This window comes from Brumimicrobium glaciale (genome assembly GCF_004152935.1).
GTDB lineage: Bacteria > Bacteroidota > Bacteroidia > Flavobacteriales_D > Crocinitomicaceae > Brumimicrobium > Brumimicrobium glaciale.
On the sequence record NZ_SETE01000002.1, the window covers coordinates 845234 to 864493 of the forward strand.

Sequence of the window (19260 nt, forward strand, 5' to 3'; positions counted from 1 at the left end):
ACTAATAACGGGTTCAATAAACATTACTTTTTTCTTTCATCTAGTAGCTTAACATATTCAGGGTCTTTACTAATATAAAATCCAACTTGTAGCAATTCAAACAATTGTTCTGTTTCTGGCTTTTCAATTTTATCGTTATGAATACTCACTTCATGCTTGTCAATATCCTTTAAAACTTTCGCTAAATCTTCGGGTTTTGTGAAATCCAAATCTCGGTCTGAAGAACGAATAAGAAGTGTAACTAACTCACCCTTGGCAACACGACAAATAGTCAATTTATCTCTCCTGCGGTGCTCTACCATTTCAGTTTTCCTCAAAACACTTTCCCAAATCACGTCACTAAACTGATCTATTATATCCTCTACTTTGTCACTGTCCTTTACTTTTAGGCGTTCCCAATCATCCGCTGGAATTCCATTAAGAACCAAAAACTCAACAAATTCCTTTTCGAGGTCTTTTAAATCTTGTAAAGAGAGACGGGTATATTTCATAGTTATAATTTTAAGAATGCAAATATCCATATTTTAAATTACAACTAAAGAAAACTTTAAAAACGATTTTGAAGTTTTGAAGTATTAAAGAAATATAATGATTGATACAATCATAGATGAGTGTTAGAATTAATCACCTTAAAAGAATTGTTTCTAACAATTTGCATGGTTTTCATTAAATAACTTAATAGGAATCCAATAATTACAAGCCAAAAGATATTCAAACATTTGGAGTAAATGACTATATCCATTATGTTTGTAGATTATTTATTCGAAAACTAAAGAATTTTGAAAAATCATAAATCACAAATATTACTACTTTCTGCTTGTCTATTTTTTATAGTCTCAAGTTCTTTTGCACAGAATTCTCCAGGGAATGTTGATCAACCACGTTTAAAAGCCTGGTTTAAAGTAGATAAATAAACTATCGGTTCTTACGATTGGTTTAACTCTGCAACAAATACAAATTTAAAACAAATAACAACGGGAAATCGACCAGGAAATGGTGAACTATGGAATTATAATCCTACGTTGAGATTTAATGGTACAGCTGGTAAGAAAGGGTTTAGAAACTATGTGGATGATCTTTCGGACATACTAACCCCAAAAGATGGTTCTATGATTGCTATTGCAACATATACTGGTGCTGGAAACGCAGATAGAGGCGTTTGTGGATATTTTAGAGCTAATAGTGATGAATTTTCAATTCTTAAAAATCTCTCCTATTTTCGGGCACACAACAACTATTGGAATGCTGCTGATGCAATTAACACCATAGAAATTGGAATTAGTCCATCTATTTACACTTCTCAATTTTCTCACAGCGAGGGAAGATTAAAAAATTATTATAATAATAAACCAAACGGTGCTGGTTCTTATAACAATAACGGCGGTGGAATATTAAGTAATTCAGGTCTTGCATACTTTTCAGTTGGGGAAGTTCCAACTGGTAACATTCAACACTTCAACGGTTCTATAGCCGAAGTCATTGTCTTTGCAAAAAACATCTCTTATGAAGAAAGGCTCCGATCAGAATCATATTTAGCAATAAAATATGGAGTAACAATGGGTTCACAATCAAATCCGGTAGACTATGCTTCATCCAATGCGCAAAATCCACAAAGAATCTGGAAGGCAGAAGCTGTATACCAAAACAACATAATAGGAATTGGTTTTGATAAAGTATCTGAGTTAAACCAAAAGCAATCTCACCAACGTGATGATACAGTACGTATTTATTTAAGAGATATAAAAGAAACAAATAAAGATAACATTGGTGTTTTTTATCAAGACAAATCTTATGTTGTGATGGGTTCAAATGAAAAAAAGCTTTACGCAACAGATAAATCAAACGCAATAATGTATGAAGGAATGGCTAAAAGTCCATGCCATTTATTTTCTAAAATAGAAAGAGAATGGAAAATTCAACGCACAAATATGCCAGATAAATTTAATATAGATATTAAGTTAGATAAGTTTGCAAAGCTAAATTTAATAGATGTAAATGATTTAAGATTACTTGTAGATAAAGATAATAATTTTGAGAATGGTTGGGAAGGATGCTACGCCAAAGGAGATGATGGATTAGATATTTCTTACGCCAATGGGATTGTTACATTTAAAGATATAAGTATAGATCATATTCCAAATGATGATATTCGTTATATTTCTATTGGTTCTGACTACAGAGGAACACCTCTTCCAGTAGGATTAACATCTTTCACTGCAGAATGTAGTCGCACAAATGTAGAACTAATTTGGGAAACTAAATCTGAAACCAACAACGATTATTTCACAATAGAAAAGTCTAATGATGGCGTAAACTTTGAAACTTTGGCCAAGTTAGAAGGGCAAGGAAATAAAAATTCAGCTTCCTTATATTCCTTAACTGATTATACAAATCAAGTTGGAATTAGCTATTATCGCTTATCACAAACAGATTTTGATGGAAAAGAAACAGCTTTGAAAACTATTTCTTCAAATTGTGAAGGAGATTTAGAAGTTGTCATTCATCCTAACCCTACAAATAATGGAGTTTATCTAACCTTAAATAATTCTGAAAAATCTTTAGAAGTTACTATATATAACTTATCAGGAAAAGTAATATCGAGAAATGAAGTTCATGGATCTGCGTGGCTTCAATTGCCAAACGAAGATGGAATTTACTTAATCAAATATGTTCTTGATGGAGAAGAACATGTTGAGAAAGTTGTGAAAATTTGATTAGAAACCAATTTAAGGTAGTTAAATTAAATTTTAACTGAACCAATAAATACGAATAGTGCCATAGGTTCATTTGAGAATAAAATTTTATACCTAGTGAAATATTTAGATACTAGACATTAGACTTATTGTCTTTTTTCTAACATCTAAAATCTAATGTTTGCCATAAAGGTTTTTGGAAGCGAAAGCTAGACACACTAAAGCTAATATTATCAACTATTTACGAAACCAATAAAGGCATCACTACTTTAAAACATAGTCAAAACAAAGACAAATCAATTCTTTTTGTTTAATCTCCTGAACCAATTAGTTAAACAAAATGTTTTATGATAGAACTAAAACTAAATATTATGAAAACAATTTTATCAAAAACAATGAAAAATGTAAGTTTAACACTTGCATTAGCCATGATGGGTGTAACAGCCTTCGGACAAACGGTTTATGGAGTAATTTCTAACAGTCCAAATCACACAACTCTTAAGGCGGCAATTGATGCAGCGGGACTTCAACCAACTTTAGATGATCCTATGGGTGACTTTACGGTTTTTGCACCTGACAACGATGCTTTCTCTACATTATTAGATTCGTTAGGGATAACAGCACCTGCATTGTTAGCGAGTGCAGATTTAGACGATATTTTAACTTATCATGTTTTAGCTGGTACTGTTAATGCTGCCGACATCATGAATGGAGATATCGTAACTCCTTTAAATGCAATGAATACTTTAAAATTAACCGTAACGTTGACTCCAGAGGTTTTTATAAATCATGCTAAGGTTGATGTTGCTGATATTAGTGCTACCAATGGTGTAGTTCATTCAATTGATGCAGTTCTTTTAGCGGACGAAACGGTAGCTGATGTAGCTATCGACAATGGATTCAGTACTCTAGTAACGGCGGTTGTTGAAGCAAGATTATTACCAGCTTTAACAAACCCTCTTTTAGAATTAACTGTTTTTGCTCCTTCTAATATGGCATTTACAACATATATTACCAATTCAGGAATTTCAGAAGCTGACTTATTAGCTAGTCCTGCACTGGCAAATATACTTTTATACCACGTTTTAGGAATGGAAGTAATGTCTAATGATTTGACAAACGGTTTGGTAACTACTCTAAATGGTGCCGACGTACTAGTTGACATCACTAGTGGAGTAATGATTAACGATGCTGCAGTTACTTTAGCAGATGTTGATGCAGACAATGGAGTTGTTCATGCTATTGATAAAATATTAGTTCCTGGAACAGCATCAGTTGAGAATTTAGAGATGAACCAAATAGCTGTTTATCCAAATCCTACAACTTCTTTAATTAAAGTTGAGAATTTTGAAAATGCAGAATACAAAATCGTTAACGCTGCAGGAATGTTGGTGCAAAATGATAAAATGAATTTGAATACTATTAACGTGGAAACACTTGATAACGGAATGTACTACTTATTCATTATGGATGGTGAAAAAACTTTTACAAGTCAATTCATCAAAGAGTAATTATTTATTTTGGTTCTACCCTTATTTTAATGGGTATTTATCATATGAGATTTCTAAGCGATTATAAACTGTAACATTGAAAAAGGAGAGATTCCTCGGCGTTTCACTTTGTCGGAATGACAAGGTTTTAGTTTTGTAAATCGGAAAAAATGCTCCTCAAGCGGAGATTGAGGAGCATTTTTTCCGAAAACCTACCCAACGTGCTGTCATTCCGACAAATTTTTCATTCTTTCGGAAGAATGAAAATGCCGAGGAATCTCTTTTAAACAATTTTTGGAACTTTTACTCATTATAGACTTCCATTAAATTCGTGGTAGAACCTTTATTTTTTAATGATTCATCTGAGTCTGCTTCTTAATTGAAGCAGACTTTTTGTTTTAGATCAATAAAATATTTCCAAATAATAAATCTATCTATTATAATCACAAATAAATTTATCTTTACAAAAGTGTACTAAACCAAAGACCATTCGTAATCCGATTTTAAATAGCATTTTATTTTGTTTTCTCAGCTTGACTGTGATTTCGCAATCTGATAGTTTAAATCACTACAGAACAACCTTCAAAGGTGAAATGACAAATCTTGATGTTGTAGATGCCAAAATCCTCCACCATAAAGGATATATCGATCAATCATTAAGAAAAGGGTTTGAAATTTTAGCTTCCAATATTCAATTATCTGCAATAGACAGTTTTCACACTTATCAAATACTGGCCTATAATTTAGATGCTTTAAGCAATTATCCATTAGCGCTAGAATATGCCGAGTATGCGATTCATACTGTGGATCGCGCTTTCGAAAAGAATGAAAAATTTCAAAATTCTAAATGGATAGCATCATACTATATTAAAGTTGGTAAATTTCAGGAAGCGATTGACTATAAAAAGCAAGGTATTGGAATTAGTAAAGACACGCTGACAATTCTAAAATTGTATAATGATATAGGATTTATTTATTACCAAGACAATCAGCTAGACTCAGCTATTCACTACTACAAAAAGATAGTTGAATACGATATTGATACCGAAAGATTTTCTGGAATAATTGGTTTAGCGATGGGGAATATAGGTGCTGTTTATATGTCCAAAAAAGATTATAAAACAGCGTTGCGTTATTTAAAAATTGATGCAGAATTAAACTGGAATAGAGATTTAACTTCCTATTATAATGCATTAAACTCACAAAGTGAATGTTATTATTTCTTAGAAGATTACAAATCATCAATTAAAACACTTGATGGGCTAAAGAAATTTAAAAGTAACGATTTCAAGAAAATTGGATCTCATTCAGTTTTGAAAACGTATAAGCTTTATATGGATAGTTACGCTAAACTAAATCAAAGTGCTTTAAGCTTGGAGTATATGAACAAGTACTTTAATCTAAAAGACAGTATTTCCTTGGATAAATTGACTTATGAAAGTCTCTATAAAGAGGTGTTAAATTATAAATTAAGTAATATTCAAAAGGATTTGGAGGTTTCTAACACCAAAATTGAACTAATAGAAGCCAAAAAACAAAGAGTGAACTTTTCTACTTACTTACTAATCATTTTCATTCTTTTAATTCTTGTAATAATTATAGCATACTTTAATAGACAAAGAAGAAATAGTCAAATCCAGCGATTAAACACTGAATTAATGGTGCTAGAAATAGCCAACAAAAAGAAAGATCTAAACAATGTAGCCAGCAACTTATCTTTTATTCGAAAGTTTATTGATGAAGCGCTAGAGAAAATTAAAAACATTCAAAAGGCTACTCCTGAAAATATAAAGTCTGAAATTATATCCTTATCTCATGAATTTAAAAGATTTAAAAATAGCGATGAAAACTTAGCTGTTTTACAGACAGACTTCGAAAAAACAAATAGCCAATTCTTTTCCAAACTAGAAAAGCAATTCCCTGAACTAACACAAAATGAAAGAGAATTATGTGGAATGCTTTTATTGAAATTATCAACAAAAGACATTGCATCTTTTAGGAATGTCACCCCTAATGCAGTCAAAAAAGCCAGACAACGCCTAAGAAAAAAACTTCCATTATCTGAAAAAGAGAGTATTACAAAATTCTTGGAAAACCTAAAATAAAAATATTTTTTTACCTAAGTACCCTTGATGTACCCCCTGCAAATAGTGTCTTTTACACAACAATAGCGTATTTTTGAAGAGTTAAACCATACACTTTAAAAACTATTTTTATGAAAAGCACACTACTTTTTCAGAAACTTTGCCTTGTTGGATTTTTGTTTGTCTCTTTAAATGTGGAGGGGCAATGTACATCAGAAGCAAGTAACGATGCTGATAGTAAAATAGACATTGTTCAATTAACCGGAAACTCGATAAACCTCAATAATAATTCATCAACTTCAGTATGTGTTACAAGAACTGAGTTTTATACAGGAGTAGATATCCCAGATTTAATAAGAGGAAATACCTACACATTAAATATTACACAAGGAACTTGCAACGGAGAATACAATAGATATGCAAATGCTTGGATTGATTACGATAATAACAATGACTTTACTGGAGGCAATGAAGCTTTAAGCAATGGAACTTCAAGTAACTCCACAGCAGATTTTATTCATTCATTTATATTTACAGTTCCTATGACAGCAACATTAGGAAATAGAAAAATGAGGATAATTCTGATTGAAGGCTCTTCTAATCTAACAGATCCATGTATAAGTTACACTTTTGGTGAGACCGAAGAGTATTGGGTTGATATTATAGACCCAATTTCTAATCCTTATTGCTCTTCTGCCCCTTCAAGCAATATCGACAGTAAAATTGATAACATAAAACTCATAGCAAATTCAATTACGCTTAACAATTCAACAATAGGAACATCATGTAATAGATACAGTGATTTCACCTCAGGTCAAAATATACCTGATTTAGTAAGAGGAGTAGCATATACTGTTGAAATCACCCAAGGAACATGTGGAACAGATTTCGATAGATTTGCAAATGCTTGGATCGACTACAATAAGGATTACGATTTTGTTGATGCATCAGAAATGTTAGGAACTGGAACAACCTTTTCTAATGTTGATGGATATACGCATACCTATACATTCACTGTCCCAACTACTGCAACATTAGGACAAACCAGAATGAGAACTACGATTTCTGAAGCTAGTATTACAGACCCATGTAGTAATGGAAGTTATCAATGGGGAGAAACAGAAGATTATACAGTAAATATTATTGCTATCGCTGCAACTCCAATGACCTACACCTCCAGCACCGTAACGCAAAACAACACATCAGATGTGCTCACATGTTCAGAAAATCAAGAAATAATTGGTATTCAAATTGTAACTAGTGGAACAACTTCACCACTTGCTGCTACAATGTTTAGAATAAAAACAAATGGAAGTACCAATAGTCGTATTTTAACTAATGTATCAAATGTTGATATTTACTATACTGGTACAAATTCAACTTTTGCACCAACAACACATTTCGGGAATAAACCACCAGAATTTACGGGGGTTGCTGTAGACATAACAGGATCGCAAACCCTGGCTGAAGGAACCAATTACTTTTGGGTGGTTTATGATATAAATACAAGTGCAAATATTGGTGATTTAATAGATGCAAGATGTAATAAAATTTCATTTGGTGGAGTAATTCCTATTCAAGATCCAACTATTCCTAATCCTTCAGTTAACAGAACTATAGTTGCTTGTGCAAAGCCAGGAGGCCTAGGAACTAAAAATCTTACTGCATGGTGGGAGCCTGACGGATTAACAAATGGGAACTTAACTTCTTGGTCAACTACACATCCAATTGGAAGCCAAATAATTTCTGTCACCGATGATGCCGCTCCTTACTCTCAAGTTACAGAAACCCCTGCTGATGGAATTTTTAACTACAGAAAAGTTATAGATTTCAATGGGAATAGCGGTAGTAATCTAAAGATTTTAAAAACCACTGCAGGAATAGACTTATTGAAAAACCAAAACGCTGGTGATAAGGGAACATTCTTTGTTGTCTATGCTCAACCATCGAGTGGCGCAAGTGATGGTGTAATAACATATAAGAATGGCTCAGATGGAGTTCAAATGAGAGGATGGGGTAGAATAGCAATTGGTGCTGGTGATGATCACAATGGAGCAAGAGACTTCACTCCATCAATTAATAGAAAACAAATGTTAGTCTCTTATAAAGGAAATAAATCATCTCCAACTTCGATGAGCGCCATGAAAGACGGTTCAATACAAAGCACCACGTTTGAATCTTCCGCCTTAATGGTTACCGGCCTAACACTTGGCGCTAAACAAATGTCTCCTAGTGTTTATGGAGAATATTTCTCCGGCTATTTATCTGAGACAATTTTCTACAATGTAGACTTATCAGATGCAGAAATTAATAGAGTTAATTCTTACCTAGCAATAAAATATGGTATAACATTAGGAACTACTGCCACACCAATCAGCTACAATTCTTCATTAGGAACTACGATTTGGGCAGGAAATTCAGCTTACCAACGCAATATTATCGGTATAGGAAAAGACCAAAACTCTAATTTATTACAAAAACAATCACACCAATTTGATGACAGTGTACGTATTTATAAAGGTAATTTAAACACTCCGAACTCAGGAAACCCAAGTACGTTTGCTAACGATAGATCTTTTGTAGTAATGGGAGCTAGCACCGGAAGACTATGTGCAACAGATAACTCCAACACAGAACTTCCTCCAGGTTTAGGTCTTTTCTCTAAACTGGAAAGAGAATGGAGAATCACACGCACCAACATGAACGAAACATTCAATATTGACATCAGATTGGCTGGTTGTGGAATCCCTGGCAGTGTTGATATTTCAGATTTAAGATTCTTAGTCGATACAGATGATAATTTCGCAAATGGAAACACAGTAGCTTATGCTCATGGAAGTTCATCAGGATTTGCAATTAGCTATGCGAGTGGAACAATTTCAGTTAAAGGAATTAGCACAACGCATATTCCTAATAATGCAACACGCTTTTTTACCATTGGATCAATTAAAAGTGCAACACCACTTCCTGTAGAATTAACAGAATTTAGTTCGAACTGTGAAAGCAGATTTGTTAATCTTAAATGGACAACAGCTTCGGAAACCAACAATGATTTCTTTACTATAGAAAAATCTACTGATGGTTATGATTTCGAAACTTCTGCTTTAATTGATGGGCAAGGTAATAAAAGCACAGCCAGCAATTACGAATATCATGCCTTTGATAGACAAATGGGCATTAGTTATTACCGACTTTCACAAACAGACTTTGATGGAACGGTAGAAATCTTAAAGACCATTTCATCTAATTGTTCTGGAGACTTTGAGATTAGCATTTATCCAAACCCAACAAAAGAAGGTGTTTTTGTTTCTTTAAATAGTAGCGCAGAAAAAGAGTTTGAAATATTCATTTATAACTTACTAGGAAAAGAAATTTCATCACATAAAATCAACGGATCAACATATGTTCCTTTGCCTTACGCAAGTGGAGTTTATTTATTCAAATACAAAATAAATGGAATTGAAAAAATAGAGAGAATCGTTAAGCAATAGAGTAAGTAGTGTTATGATGGGCTTAATGACGATCTCTGTAAATGGTCGATAGAAGAAATTCTATCGGCCTTTTTTATGAATAGGAAAATAAAATCAATTTCATAAAATCGTAATCTATAATTCCATTGTACCGTTTCTTGAAATAATAACTATTTTTAGCTCTTCTACATCTAAACTATGTTTATGAAAATGTTACCCACTAAATTAAAGCCTATTCTCAACGCACTAACTGAACAAGCTATAATTTTATTTCCCTCTATTCTAATTATCAAGTTTTTCGATCTCTTTATTTTTGAAAAAGAGCCATTTAAAACGGATGGAGAAATGCTAAGAATCTTTGCGATTATTGTTTACAAAGAGCTAATATTTATCGTTATCTATCTCTTAACGATGGGCCTTTTATTAAGTTTTATCAAATTAATATCACGACCTGTATATTGGTTCTTAACCATACTTTCCTCCCTATTGTTGCTCTTCGTTTATCTTGTTACATCACAATATTATCATACTGCCTATTTAATTTTGGATCATGTTATCTTATTTTTCACATTAGATGAATTATTAGAAATTGCTGCAAGTGAAACGGGAAGATTAGCAAATCAATATTTCTGGTATTATTTTCTTCCTATTTTAGCTTTAGTTTTGGCTTTGATATTTAACAAAGCCATCATCACAAAGATCATTTCATTAAAAATAACTAAAGCAATTTTCGCTATTTTATTGGTAGTATTGGGTGTAAATTTCATGACCAAGAATGATAAACTCACAGAAAAGCAAAAAACAATAGTCACTTCAAAACCTAAATATATATTTTCAAGCATAATATCACATTTGGGAGAGAAGAATGAACTTGAAAATTTAAATGAAAAAGAGTTTTTTACAACAGTAAGTGAATTAAGAAATTTCATGGGATGGAAAGCTTCTGCACATCAAATTGAATATCCATTCGCACGAAAATTTGAAAACGAAGAAAATAATTTAAGCGAATACTTCAACACATTTGACCAAGCTCCTAATGTTGTAATGGTATTTTGTGAAGGACTAAGCTCAACTTTCTCTGGACCAAATGCAGTTTTGGAAAGTCTCACTCCGTACCTTGATGAATTATATGCTAAAAGCCTCTATTGGCCAAATACAATTAGTAATACTGATAGAACGCATGGTGTTTTTGCAAATGCTTTATCTTCTCTACCTCATGGTAGTGTCCGCGGAATGCTTAATTTAAAGTCGACATTTCCACAACATTTATCGATTCCCAAACTATTAATTTCAAATGGTTATTCTTCTTCGTTTACTTATGGAGGTTGGGGCTATTTCGATAATTTTGAACCATATCTGCGAATGAATTACGTTAAAAGCATTCGCGATAAAGTGGTCATTATAGAGAAAGATATTGCTCAAATTGAAAAGAAAGAAGATGAATTCTCGTGGGGATTTCACGATAAAAAGATGGTAGATTTATATTTCAAATTTAAAGACACAAGTTATAATGAACCATTTCTCGATATTTTCATCACACTAAGCCTGCATAGTCCTTTCAATATTCCAGAAGAGGACAGGTACAGAGCTATTGCCAAAGAAAGATTGAAGAATATTAAAAATGGAGAAATGCTTTATGAAAATTATAAAGAAGTAATAGCTGCAATTATCTATCAAGATGAAGCTTTAGGAAACTTTATGGAGGAATATAAAAAGAGACCCGAATACGAAAATACCATCTTCGTTTTTGTTGGGGATCACAATGTAAACACACTGCCATTGAGATCTGAACTTGACTCTCATTTTGTGCCGTTGGCAATCTTTAGCCCAAATTTAAAAAAGAATAAAACTTTTAAGGATATTGTTGCGCACACAGACATTCCTCATAGTTTAACCACTTTGATTTCCCCTTATTTAAATCAAAAAGAAATTCCACAACACACCCACTGGGTAGGAAATGGATTAAGTACAAAAGACATTCTTTCCGCTTCTCAACCCAAATTTATAGGTCGATTTAATGGTGATGTTATTGGTGTAATTCAGAACGACACGCTTTTAATGAATGATAAAGTTTATAAAATTGGACAAAAACTGAGTATTTCAGAAATTAACGGTGGAGATCGTAAAACTTATTTTGATAAACAAATTAGAAATTACAAAATCTTAAATCAATATGTTGTCGATAGTCTAAAACTTATGCTCCCAGAAGACACATTAACATATCCCAACGCAGAAGCTAAGTTTTTCTTTCCCGATTATGATGAGTAAAATCTATGGCCTCAATTTTAAAGCTCTCGCAAGAATTATCAAAAAAACATTTTTAAGCCTTTGGACTGAAAGACTTATTTATTTAAACCCTATGCCCATGAAAAGGCTTGAAATACTTTAAATCTGTGCTAACTATTTAGAACCATTATTAACCACTCATCTAAGCAACAAATGTTACCGATTTTTTCTATCGGAATGACTACCTTCACCCAATAATCACAAAAAACTGATTGATGGAAGAAATGATCTTTTACGATAGAATGCAATTTGCCTTTACTATCACTTTTCACTATATATTTCCACAATTAACCATGGGACTTTCCCTGATGATTGTTTATTTCAAATGGAAATTCCTCAGAACTAAAGTTGCAAAATATAACGAAGCTGCGAAATTCTGGATGAAGATATTCGCTTTGAATTTTGCTATGGGAGTTGTGACAGGAATCCCAATGGAGTTTCAATTTGGAACCAACTGGGCAAAATTCTCAGAACTCACAGGAGGAATTATTGGTCAAACCCTTGCCATGGAAGGAATGTTTTCATTTTTCCTTGAATCATCATTCTTAGGACTTTTCTTATTCGGTGAAAAATTATTGGGTCAAAGACTTCATTTCTTAACCGGATTCTTGGTTTTCCTTGGCTCTTGGGCAAGTGGATTCTTAATCATCGCAACGCACTCATGGATGCAACATCCTGTAGGATACGAAATATTAGAAAACGGACGCTATGTTTTGACTAATTTCAGTGCATTATTCTCCAATCCATGGTTGATGCCAGCATTTTTACACAATCAAATGGGATCTGTAATCACTTCCTCTTTTGTAGTTGCTGGAATTGGAGCATTCTATTTATTGAGTAACAAACACAGTGAATTTGGAAAGCTTTTCGTGAAAACAGGAGTTATTTTCGGATTGGTTTCAAGTATTTTGGTGGCTTTCCCAACAGGAGACTGGACAGCGAAAAATGTAGCTAAATATCAACCCGCAGCTTTTGCAGGAATGGAAGGAATTTTCGAAACAGAAGAAGGTGGAGCAGAAATAATTCTAATTGGCCAGCCAGACATGGAAAATAAAAGGTTGGATAATAAAATTGCAGTTCCAAATGTGTTGAGTTTCTTAACCTACCAAAATTGGGACACACAAGTGAAAGGTTTAAATGAATTTGATGAAAGCGTTCACCCAACAAATGTCCCTGGATTATATTACGCATATCACATCATGGTTGGTCTCGGTACAATATTCATTGGGCTTATGGTATTGGCGACAATTCAATTATTCAGGAAGAAACTCTACACAACAAAATGGATTCTCTGGTCATTATTATTCATGATTCCTTTCCCATACATTGCAAATACGACAGGTTGGTACACCGCAGAATTAGGAAGACAACCTTGGTTAGTTTATGATTTATTGAGAACTGTAGATGGAATTTCACCAACTGTTTCATCCGGAAACACCTTATTCACTTTACTCGGATTTATTGGTTTGTACTTTTTACTAGGCTTACTCTTCTTATTGTTGGCTGGTAAAATCATCAATAAAGGTCCTGAACAAATAAAACTTAATTAATTATGGAAATCTTCTGGTATATCGTTTTAATGACCATTCTAACCATTTACATAATTTTAGATGGATATGATTTTGGAGCAGGAATTGTCCATTTATTTTTCGCTAAAAAGGAAAAGGACAAAAAAGCAATCACAAGTGCAATTGGACCTTTTTGGGATGCCAATGAAGTATGGTTAGTTGCAGGAGGTGGGATTTTATTCTTTGCATTCCCTACCCTTTATGCCGTTGCGTTTAGTGGATTTTATTTACCCTTAATAATGATTCTTTGGTTACTTATTTTTAGAGCCATCGGATTAGAATTACGTGGACAAATTAAAAATTCTATGTGGGAAACCATCTGGGATAAAGCTTTTGGAATCTCTAGTTTATTGTTGGCTTTATTTTTCGGTGTTGCTTTAGGAAACGTCGTGAGAGGAGTAAATTTGGGAATGGTAACAGAAGGAGCTGCTACAACCGAAGCACCCTATTTCTTTTTACCATTATGGAATTCAACATTTAGCCCTACAGCTGAACATTTAGGTGTTATTGATTGGTTCACTCTGTTTTTAGGAGTGGTTAGCGTTATAGCATTATTGATGCACGGAGCGAACTGGATTATCTTTAAAACAAATTCAGAATTAAATCCTAAATTGAGAAAGGTAGTTTTCAATTTAAACTTTGTTTTGCTAGCCTTAGTAATTATCTCTCTATCGGTTTGGCATATTATTGAGCCTAATCCCTTTCATAATTTCATGGCGCATCCTTGGATGTGGATTTTCCCAGTCATTTCTTTCATTGGAATTTTCGGAATGTTTAAAGTAAAAACATTTAAAAAAGATGGATTAGGATTCTTATTCTCGTCATTGTTCCTTTTTGGAGGATTAACTTCAACTGTAGCATCAATATTCCCAAAAGTTCTACCTTCAACCAATGATGTTGTTCCATCATTAACAATTTACAATACAGCTGCAGGAGAATATGGACTTTCTGTAGGAGTTTACTGGTTTGTAATAGCGATAGTTTTAGTAACCATATATATGTTTGTTCAATACCGCGTTTTCAAAGGAAAAATGGACGATGTTGGCTACGGAGATCATTAATTATTTTCAAAATCTATTTTTGATATGACCCTTACTCTAATTTCAATGATTAGTATTTTTGTAGGAATAGCCGGTGCAAATCTACTGGCTATCTTCAAGAAGAAATATTCTATGGGATTCACTGGAAATACGCTTGCTGGCGTTTTTGGAGGAATATTCTTTATCAAGTCATTTGGAAGGTTAGGTTTTAATCCATTCGCAATCATGGAGACTGGTGATGTTAACTATATACTTTTTACAATTAACATGTTGGTTTCTTTAATTGGCGGAGCAATTGGACTCTTCGTATTGAAGTTAGTCACCAATAAAATGAATAAAGAAAAGTCTTAGGTAACATTATTTCTAAACAAGGTGAATCTCGAATTCTTTAGATTCATTAGCATTTTGAGTTGAATCAAAAATAATAAGTTTCTTATCTTTAGCAAAAAAACAAACCATGTCAAATACAGTTCCTCAAAAAGCATTTACTTTCTTAAATAAATTAGCGAAAAACAACGATAGAGACTGGTTCAATGAAAACAAACCTGAATACAAAGCTATTGAAAGTGAAGTAAAAGAGTTCTTCAACGAACTTTTATTAAAAATGCAATCCTACGACAAACTGGAAAAACTAAAGATGTTTCGGATTTATAGAGATGTTCGTTTCTCTAAAAACAAAGAACCATACAAAATTCATATCAGTGGAAACTACATTCGTATTAAGCCAGATTTAAGAGGAAGCTATTATTTACATATCCAGCCAGGAGCAAGTTTTATAGCAACCGGATTTTGGGCACCTGAAAAGGATGACTTACTACGAATCAGAAAAGAGTTTGAAATGGATTCTTCAGAAATCAGAGAGATTCTAGCAGGTAAAAAGCTTAAATCGATTTGGGGAGAGATAGAAGGAGAAGAATTAAAAACTGCACCTAAAGGCTTTAATAAAGAACATGAAAATATTGATTTAATCAGAAAGAAGCAGTTTGTATTCACAAAAAACTTCACAGACGAAGAGGTAATATCCCCAGACTTCATCAATGAAGTAAATGAAGCCTTCAAAGCAATTAGACCTTACTTTGATTATATGACTGACGTTTTGACAACAGATGAGAACGGACTTTCATTAATTTAAAATTAAAGAAAAACAATTACGAATTCGAGAAAGTCAATTACGAATTACAAAAATTACGAATTACGAATTGGGCAGCAGCCTTTAATTATAAATCAAAAGATCTAATCCTTGACTAAGTTTTAAAAATGCGTAATTGATAATTCGTAATTACATTAATTGACTATAATTTATCTATCTCTTTCAATACTTCCGAAGCTTCATAAGTTTTTTGGTCACTCATCTTTCGATTTGTGGTAGATAAAGTATACGCTTCTTTCAAAAGTTTATCATACTTCTCTTCTAATTTTTCTCTCTCTGTTTTCTTTTTGAATAATCCGAACATGGCGATAATTTTGTTTTATACTTAACGTATTCAAAGCTTAAAAGTTCATTAAAAACTAGATTTATATATTTGCTTAGTAAATTCATTTTCATACCAATTCAATCTTAAATATTAAAGCCTCGCTAAACATTAATTCGTAATTGACTATTATCTAATTCTCTCAATTGAACCATACAGCATACTTCTGTCTTCTTAACTCAAAAGCCAATTGCTCCTCCATCTTCAATGCTTCAGCTTGAGTTTTCATCGGATTCAAATGATTGTATAAACTAGGCCGAAGATATTTACCATATTTCTCTACGATGTTAGCAGAAATTTTGTGTCCTTTCTTGCTGATATATCCAGTTTTGTGTTGTTCAAATCGTTCTGCTGGCGTTTTACTTGTCATTCCAACATAAACACATTGCATACTTCCGTTATACTGTGGATTCGCATTTCTGAACTTTGCATTGTCGGTAAAAACACGTTTCGATAATTCTATTACATAAACAGAATATTCAGCTTTGGCCATATTTATTTCATTAGAGGATATAAGACGAAGTTAAATAATAAAATGCTTATCCAAATGATTACCCTAAAAGATTACCGAGAGCAACTTGGATAAAATTACATCTCTCTTTTAAAATAGTTAATTAGATAATCGTTATTTGAAAAGAATAGACATAGATTACTAACCAATAGTCGACACCTAAAAGTAAGTTGATATAGGACATGCTTTATGTTTTTTTGAAAATGTAGCGTGCTATATAACGCTATTAATTGTTGGGAAAAAGCACTGATCTTGAAAACCAAACGATAGAGCAGAGACAAAAACTTGTCAATCTCGATTTTTCAATGCGAATATTATCGCCTTTTTAAAGTGGAGTCAAGGGCCGCAGGGAAGTAAGTTTATGAAACTAAATGAAACGTTTTAAGAATTGAATGAACAATATCTGGCGCTAGACTTTTGTATTTCTTTTCTGGGTGGACAATGAGCTCGCCGAATGTCCAATACCAACCAACGCAAAGCTAGCTAGTGGACACTATAAAGATAAACACTTTTGAATAAAAAGAAAAGACCATAATACTTTCGATAACACTTCTTTGAAAAGCTACTTTGGGTTTACAAGCGGCTAAGCATAAATATTAGAATAAACTATTACCATTCCAAATTAAATGAAGAAGTTAAATTATCAGTATCATTTCAATCTATTTCTTTCAGTATTAAATTCATCGGTTACAACGGCATATTTACTAATACTGATTTGTATTCCTTTAAATTGGCTGCCACAAAATTCTATCGTGATGTAAATAATTCTTAGGATGACAATTAATTCATGTTTTAAGATAGGCATTTTTGATTATATTTTGATGAAAGTTGTACAATAAATACAAACTATTCAAAACGATATGAACATAGACTGTTTCCCTATATCTAATAAATATCCTCATCTGGATAATAAATATTTAAAACAAGAGCAATAGTTTCAGAAAATCGACTGCATTTGTAAATTCTTATTTGACTAAATCTTTAACTAGAGTTTCTTCTTACTTTTCTTCTTCTGTGGCATTCTCTTCAATCAACCTTCTCATGAATTTGTATCAGCCTCAAAATGTTCAGCCTTCCTTCATATTAAGCAATCGTTCTAACTGAGCTGAGTGATTATCCAATTAATAACAGACTCAACATATTGTATAGAAAATATAGCTTCTGTTAGAATCTTCTCTTGTTCGTGAAATCACTTCTATACTTCCTCGACTTTTAATTCTAATTCAAAATATAATTGAATTAATTATTCTCTAGATAGCTTTGTAAGGCCTATATTAATTCTTTAAAATAAATTAAAAAGTTTAATCAATCAAATACTACATTATAGAAAGAATGTTCATGTTTAGGAAAAGCAGTAACTTGCTAATTGCAGAATGAAACATAGCATAAAAATTTAATGAACATATTATCAGGTCCCCTTTGTAGTTTGTCAATTGATATTCTTGGTAGTTGAGTTGTTTTTATTGTAAATTATTGTAGTCCTGTTAAAAATATTAACTCGACCAAGAATCGGTTTTTTACCTGTGTACAGATTATTTTTTTTTAAAATATAGATTTGATTTTCATAAATGCTCAAATCCGAGGGCTTGGGATTAAGTTAAACATGAGTTTTCAAGTAGAATTTCATTTCGTTGAAAAAGGTTCAAAGCGCATCGCCCTAATAGAAATTCTTGAAAATAAATAATCTATAATAAAAAAAGGAGCATAATTAGCAGCGAAGCTTATCTCATGGCACGCTGCTTCCGATAACTATCTAAACACTTAAGAAATCGAATTGATTTATATTTCGTTATTCATCAAGAAACCACGCAAAGCTGATTCATAAAAACCTTTAAAAGGCACTTAAGGAATTGAATAAAAAATGAAAAGAGAAGTAGGTTTAGAGTCAAATCGAACTCTGGTAAAGTAAAAACTGTTTTAATCAAACAATAGTGATTGTAAATAACAAATTTCATTTGTAGCGGAAAGTCTAGTTGGTGAATGAACTAATTTGAACATTAACAAATTTCATTGGTGGCGACTGGATGGTTTCTCTGTTTCAACAGCCCTTAATATCCAAAAACCTCCGAAGTTCAACCAAATTTTTGAAAGCAGCGAAGCCGCAGCTCCATCAAAAAACCTTTAACAAAAAAAACCTCACACAAGTTAATGTATGAGGTTCTTTATTAAAAGTGGCGGCATCTTACTCTTCCATCAGTGGACGGACAAACCCCTCCGTCACCTGACGGACAGAACAATCTGCTCGAGATTAAAAAACCATTAACCAAAAAAAACCTCACACAAGTTAATGTATGAGGTTTTTTATTAAAAGTGGCGTCGTCTTACTCTCCCACCCTTAAAAGGGCAGTACCATCAGCGCAAGCAGTCTTAACTTCTCTGTTCGGAATGGGAAGAGGTGGACCCTGCTGCAATAGACACCGAAAATCGTCGAAGATATTAGACTATCAGATAAAAGATGTTAGACAAGCAATGCTTGTTTACTCTTTTGTCTTTTTGTCTATCTTCTAATGTCTTAAGTTAGAAAATATTGGGTGATTGAAATAGTAACAGTAGATAACTATAAGTTTACGGGTTATTAGTACTACTTGGCTTTGACATTACTGTCTTTACACCTATAGCCTATCAACGTGGTAGTCTTCCACGGCC

12 protein-coding genes and 2 rRNA genes are annotated in these 19260 nt (G+C 32.8%); 9 read left to right on the forward strand and 5 right to left on the reverse strand.

Annotated features, from left to right (window positions below):
- Positions 1-23: 23 nt before the first annotated feature.
- Positions 24-491, reverse strand: coding sequence for a DUF6495 family protein (locus tag ERX46_RS07230; protein ID WP_130093169.1), 468 nt, complete (start codon positions 489-491; stop codon positions 24-26).
- Positions 492-1022: 531 nt separating this feature from the next.
- Between ERX46_RS07230 and ERX46_RS07235 the strand changes: the two genes are divergently transcribed.
- From ERX46_RS07235 to ERX46_RS07275, 9 genes are all read left to right on the forward strand, one after another.
- Positions 1023-2714 (forward strand): T9SS type A sorting domain-containing protein, encoded by a 1692-nt coding sequence (locus ERX46_RS07235; protein ID WP_130093170.1) that lies wholly within the window; start codon positions 1023-1025, stop codon positions 2712-2714.
- Positions 2715-3064: 350 nt separating this feature from the next.
- Positions 3065-4204, forward strand: a complete 1140-nt coding sequence (locus tag ERX46_RS07240; RefSeq protein ID WP_165366176.1) for a fasciclin domain-containing protein — start codon at positions 3065-3067, stop codon at positions 4202-4204.
- A gap of 518 nt (positions 4205-4722) precedes the next feature.
- Positions 4723-6288 carry a tetratricopeptide repeat protein gene (locus tag ERX46_RS07245; protein WP_165366177.1) on the forward strand — a complete coding sequence of 522 codons (1566 nt, stop codon included), beginning with the start codon at positions 4723-4725 and terminating at the stop codon, positions 6286-6288.
- 110 nt (positions 6289-6398) lie between these two features.
- Positions 6399-9758 carry a GEVED domain-containing protein gene (locus ERX46_RS07250; protein WP_130093173.1) on the forward strand — a complete coding sequence of 1120 codons (3360 nt, stop codon included), beginning with the start codon at positions 6399-6401 and terminating at the stop codon, positions 9756-9758.
- A gap of 183 nt (positions 9759-9941) precedes the next feature.
- Positions 9942-12005: an LTA synthase family protein gene (locus ERX46_RS07255; RefSeq protein WP_165366178.1), complete on the forward strand. Its 2064-nt coding sequence runs from the start codon at positions 9942-9944 to the stop codon at positions 12003-12005.
- Positions 12006-12238: 233 nt separating this feature from the next.
- Positions 12239-13573, forward strand: a complete 1335-nt coding sequence (locus tag ERX46_RS07260; RefSeq protein WP_130093175.1) for a cytochrome ubiquinol oxidase subunit I — start codon at positions 12239-12241, stop codon at positions 13571-13573.
- Positions 13574-13575: 2 nt separating this feature from the next.
- Positions 13576-14652, forward strand: a complete 1077-nt coding sequence (gene cydB, locus ERX46_RS07265; RefSeq protein WP_130093176.1) for a cytochrome d ubiquinol oxidase subunit II — start codon at positions 13576-13578, stop codon at positions 14650-14652.
- Between the two features lie 45 nt (positions 14653-14697).
- Positions 14698-14982: a hypothetical protein gene (locus tag ERX46_RS07270; RefSeq protein WP_207214133.1), complete on the forward strand. Its 285-nt coding sequence runs from the start codon at positions 14698-14700 to the stop codon at positions 14980-14982.
- 106 nt (positions 14983-15088) lie between these two features.
- On the forward strand, positions 15089-15763 hold the full coding sequence (locus tag ERX46_RS07275; protein WP_130093178.1) for a DUF2461 domain-containing protein: 675 nt from the start codon (positions 15089-15091) through the stop codon (positions 15761-15763).
- A gap of 160 nt (positions 15764-15923) precedes the next feature.
- Here ERX46_RS07275 and ERX46_RS07280 read toward each other — a convergent pair whose 3' ends face one another.
- The 4 genes from ERX46_RS07280 to ERX46_RS07295 all read right to left on the reverse strand — a co-directional run.
- Positions 15924-16085: a Lacal_2735 family protein gene (locus tag ERX46_RS07280; protein WP_130093179.1), complete on the reverse strand. Its 162-nt coding sequence runs from the start codon at positions 16083-16085 to the stop codon at positions 15924-15926.
- 160 nt (positions 16086-16245) lie between these two features.
- Positions 16246-16596 carry a ribose-5-phosphate isomerase gene (locus ERX46_RS07285; protein WP_130093180.1) on the reverse strand — a complete coding sequence of 117 codons (351 nt, stop codon included), beginning with the start codon at positions 16594-16596 and terminating at the stop codon, positions 16246-16248.
- A gap of 2326 nt (positions 16597-18922) precedes the next feature.
- Positions 18923-19036: ribosomal RNA gene (gene rrf, locus ERX46_RS07290) — 5S ribosomal RNA — on the reverse strand.
- Positions 19037-19169: 133 nt separating this feature from the next.
- Positions 19170-19260, reverse strand: a 23S ribosomal RNA gene (locus ERX46_RS07295); the annotation flags it as partial.

Excerpts from the sequence above, each read along its gene's own strand:
- ERX46_RS07270 (WP_207214133.1), top strand. The coding sequence starts at position 14,698 with ATGATTAGTATTTTTGTAGGAATAGCCGGTGCAAATCTACTGGCTATC.
- cydB (WP_130093176.1), top strand. The coding sequence starts at position 13,576 with ATGGAAATCTTCTGGTATATCGTTTTAATGACCATTCTAACCATTTAC.
- ERX46_RS07250 (WP_130093173.1), top strand. The coding sequence starts at position 6,399 with ATGAAAAGCACACTACTTTTTCAGAAACTTTGCCTTGTTGGATTTTTG.
- ERX46_RS07255 (WP_165366178.1), top strand. The coding sequence starts at position 9,942 with ATGAAAATGTTACCCACTAAATTAAAGCCTATTCTCAACGCACTAACT.
- ERX46_RS07275 (WP_130093178.1), top strand. The coding sequence starts at position 15,089 with ATGTCAAATACAGTTCCTCAAAAAGCATTTACTTTCTTAAATAAATTA.
- ERX46_RS07230 (WP_130093169.1), bottom strand. The coding sequence starts at position 491 with ATGAAATATACCCGTCTCTCTTTACAAGATTTAAAAGACCTCGAAAAG.
- ERX46_RS07260 (WP_130093175.1), top strand. The coding sequence starts at position 12,239 with ATGGAAGAAATGATCTTTTACGATAGAATGCAATTTGCCTTTACTATC.
- ERX46_RS07240 (WP_165366176.1), top strand. The coding sequence starts at position 3,065 with ATGAAAACAATTTTATCAAAAACAATGAAAAATGTAAGTTTAACACTT.
- ERX46_RS07280 (WP_130093179.1), bottom strand. The coding sequence starts at position 16,085 with ATGTTCGGATTATTCAAAAAGAAAACAGAGAGAGAAAAATTAGAAGAG.
- ERX46_RS07285 (WP_130093180.1), bottom strand. The coding sequence starts at position 16,596 with ATGGCCAAAGCTGAATATTCTGTTTATGTAATAGAATTATCGAAACGT.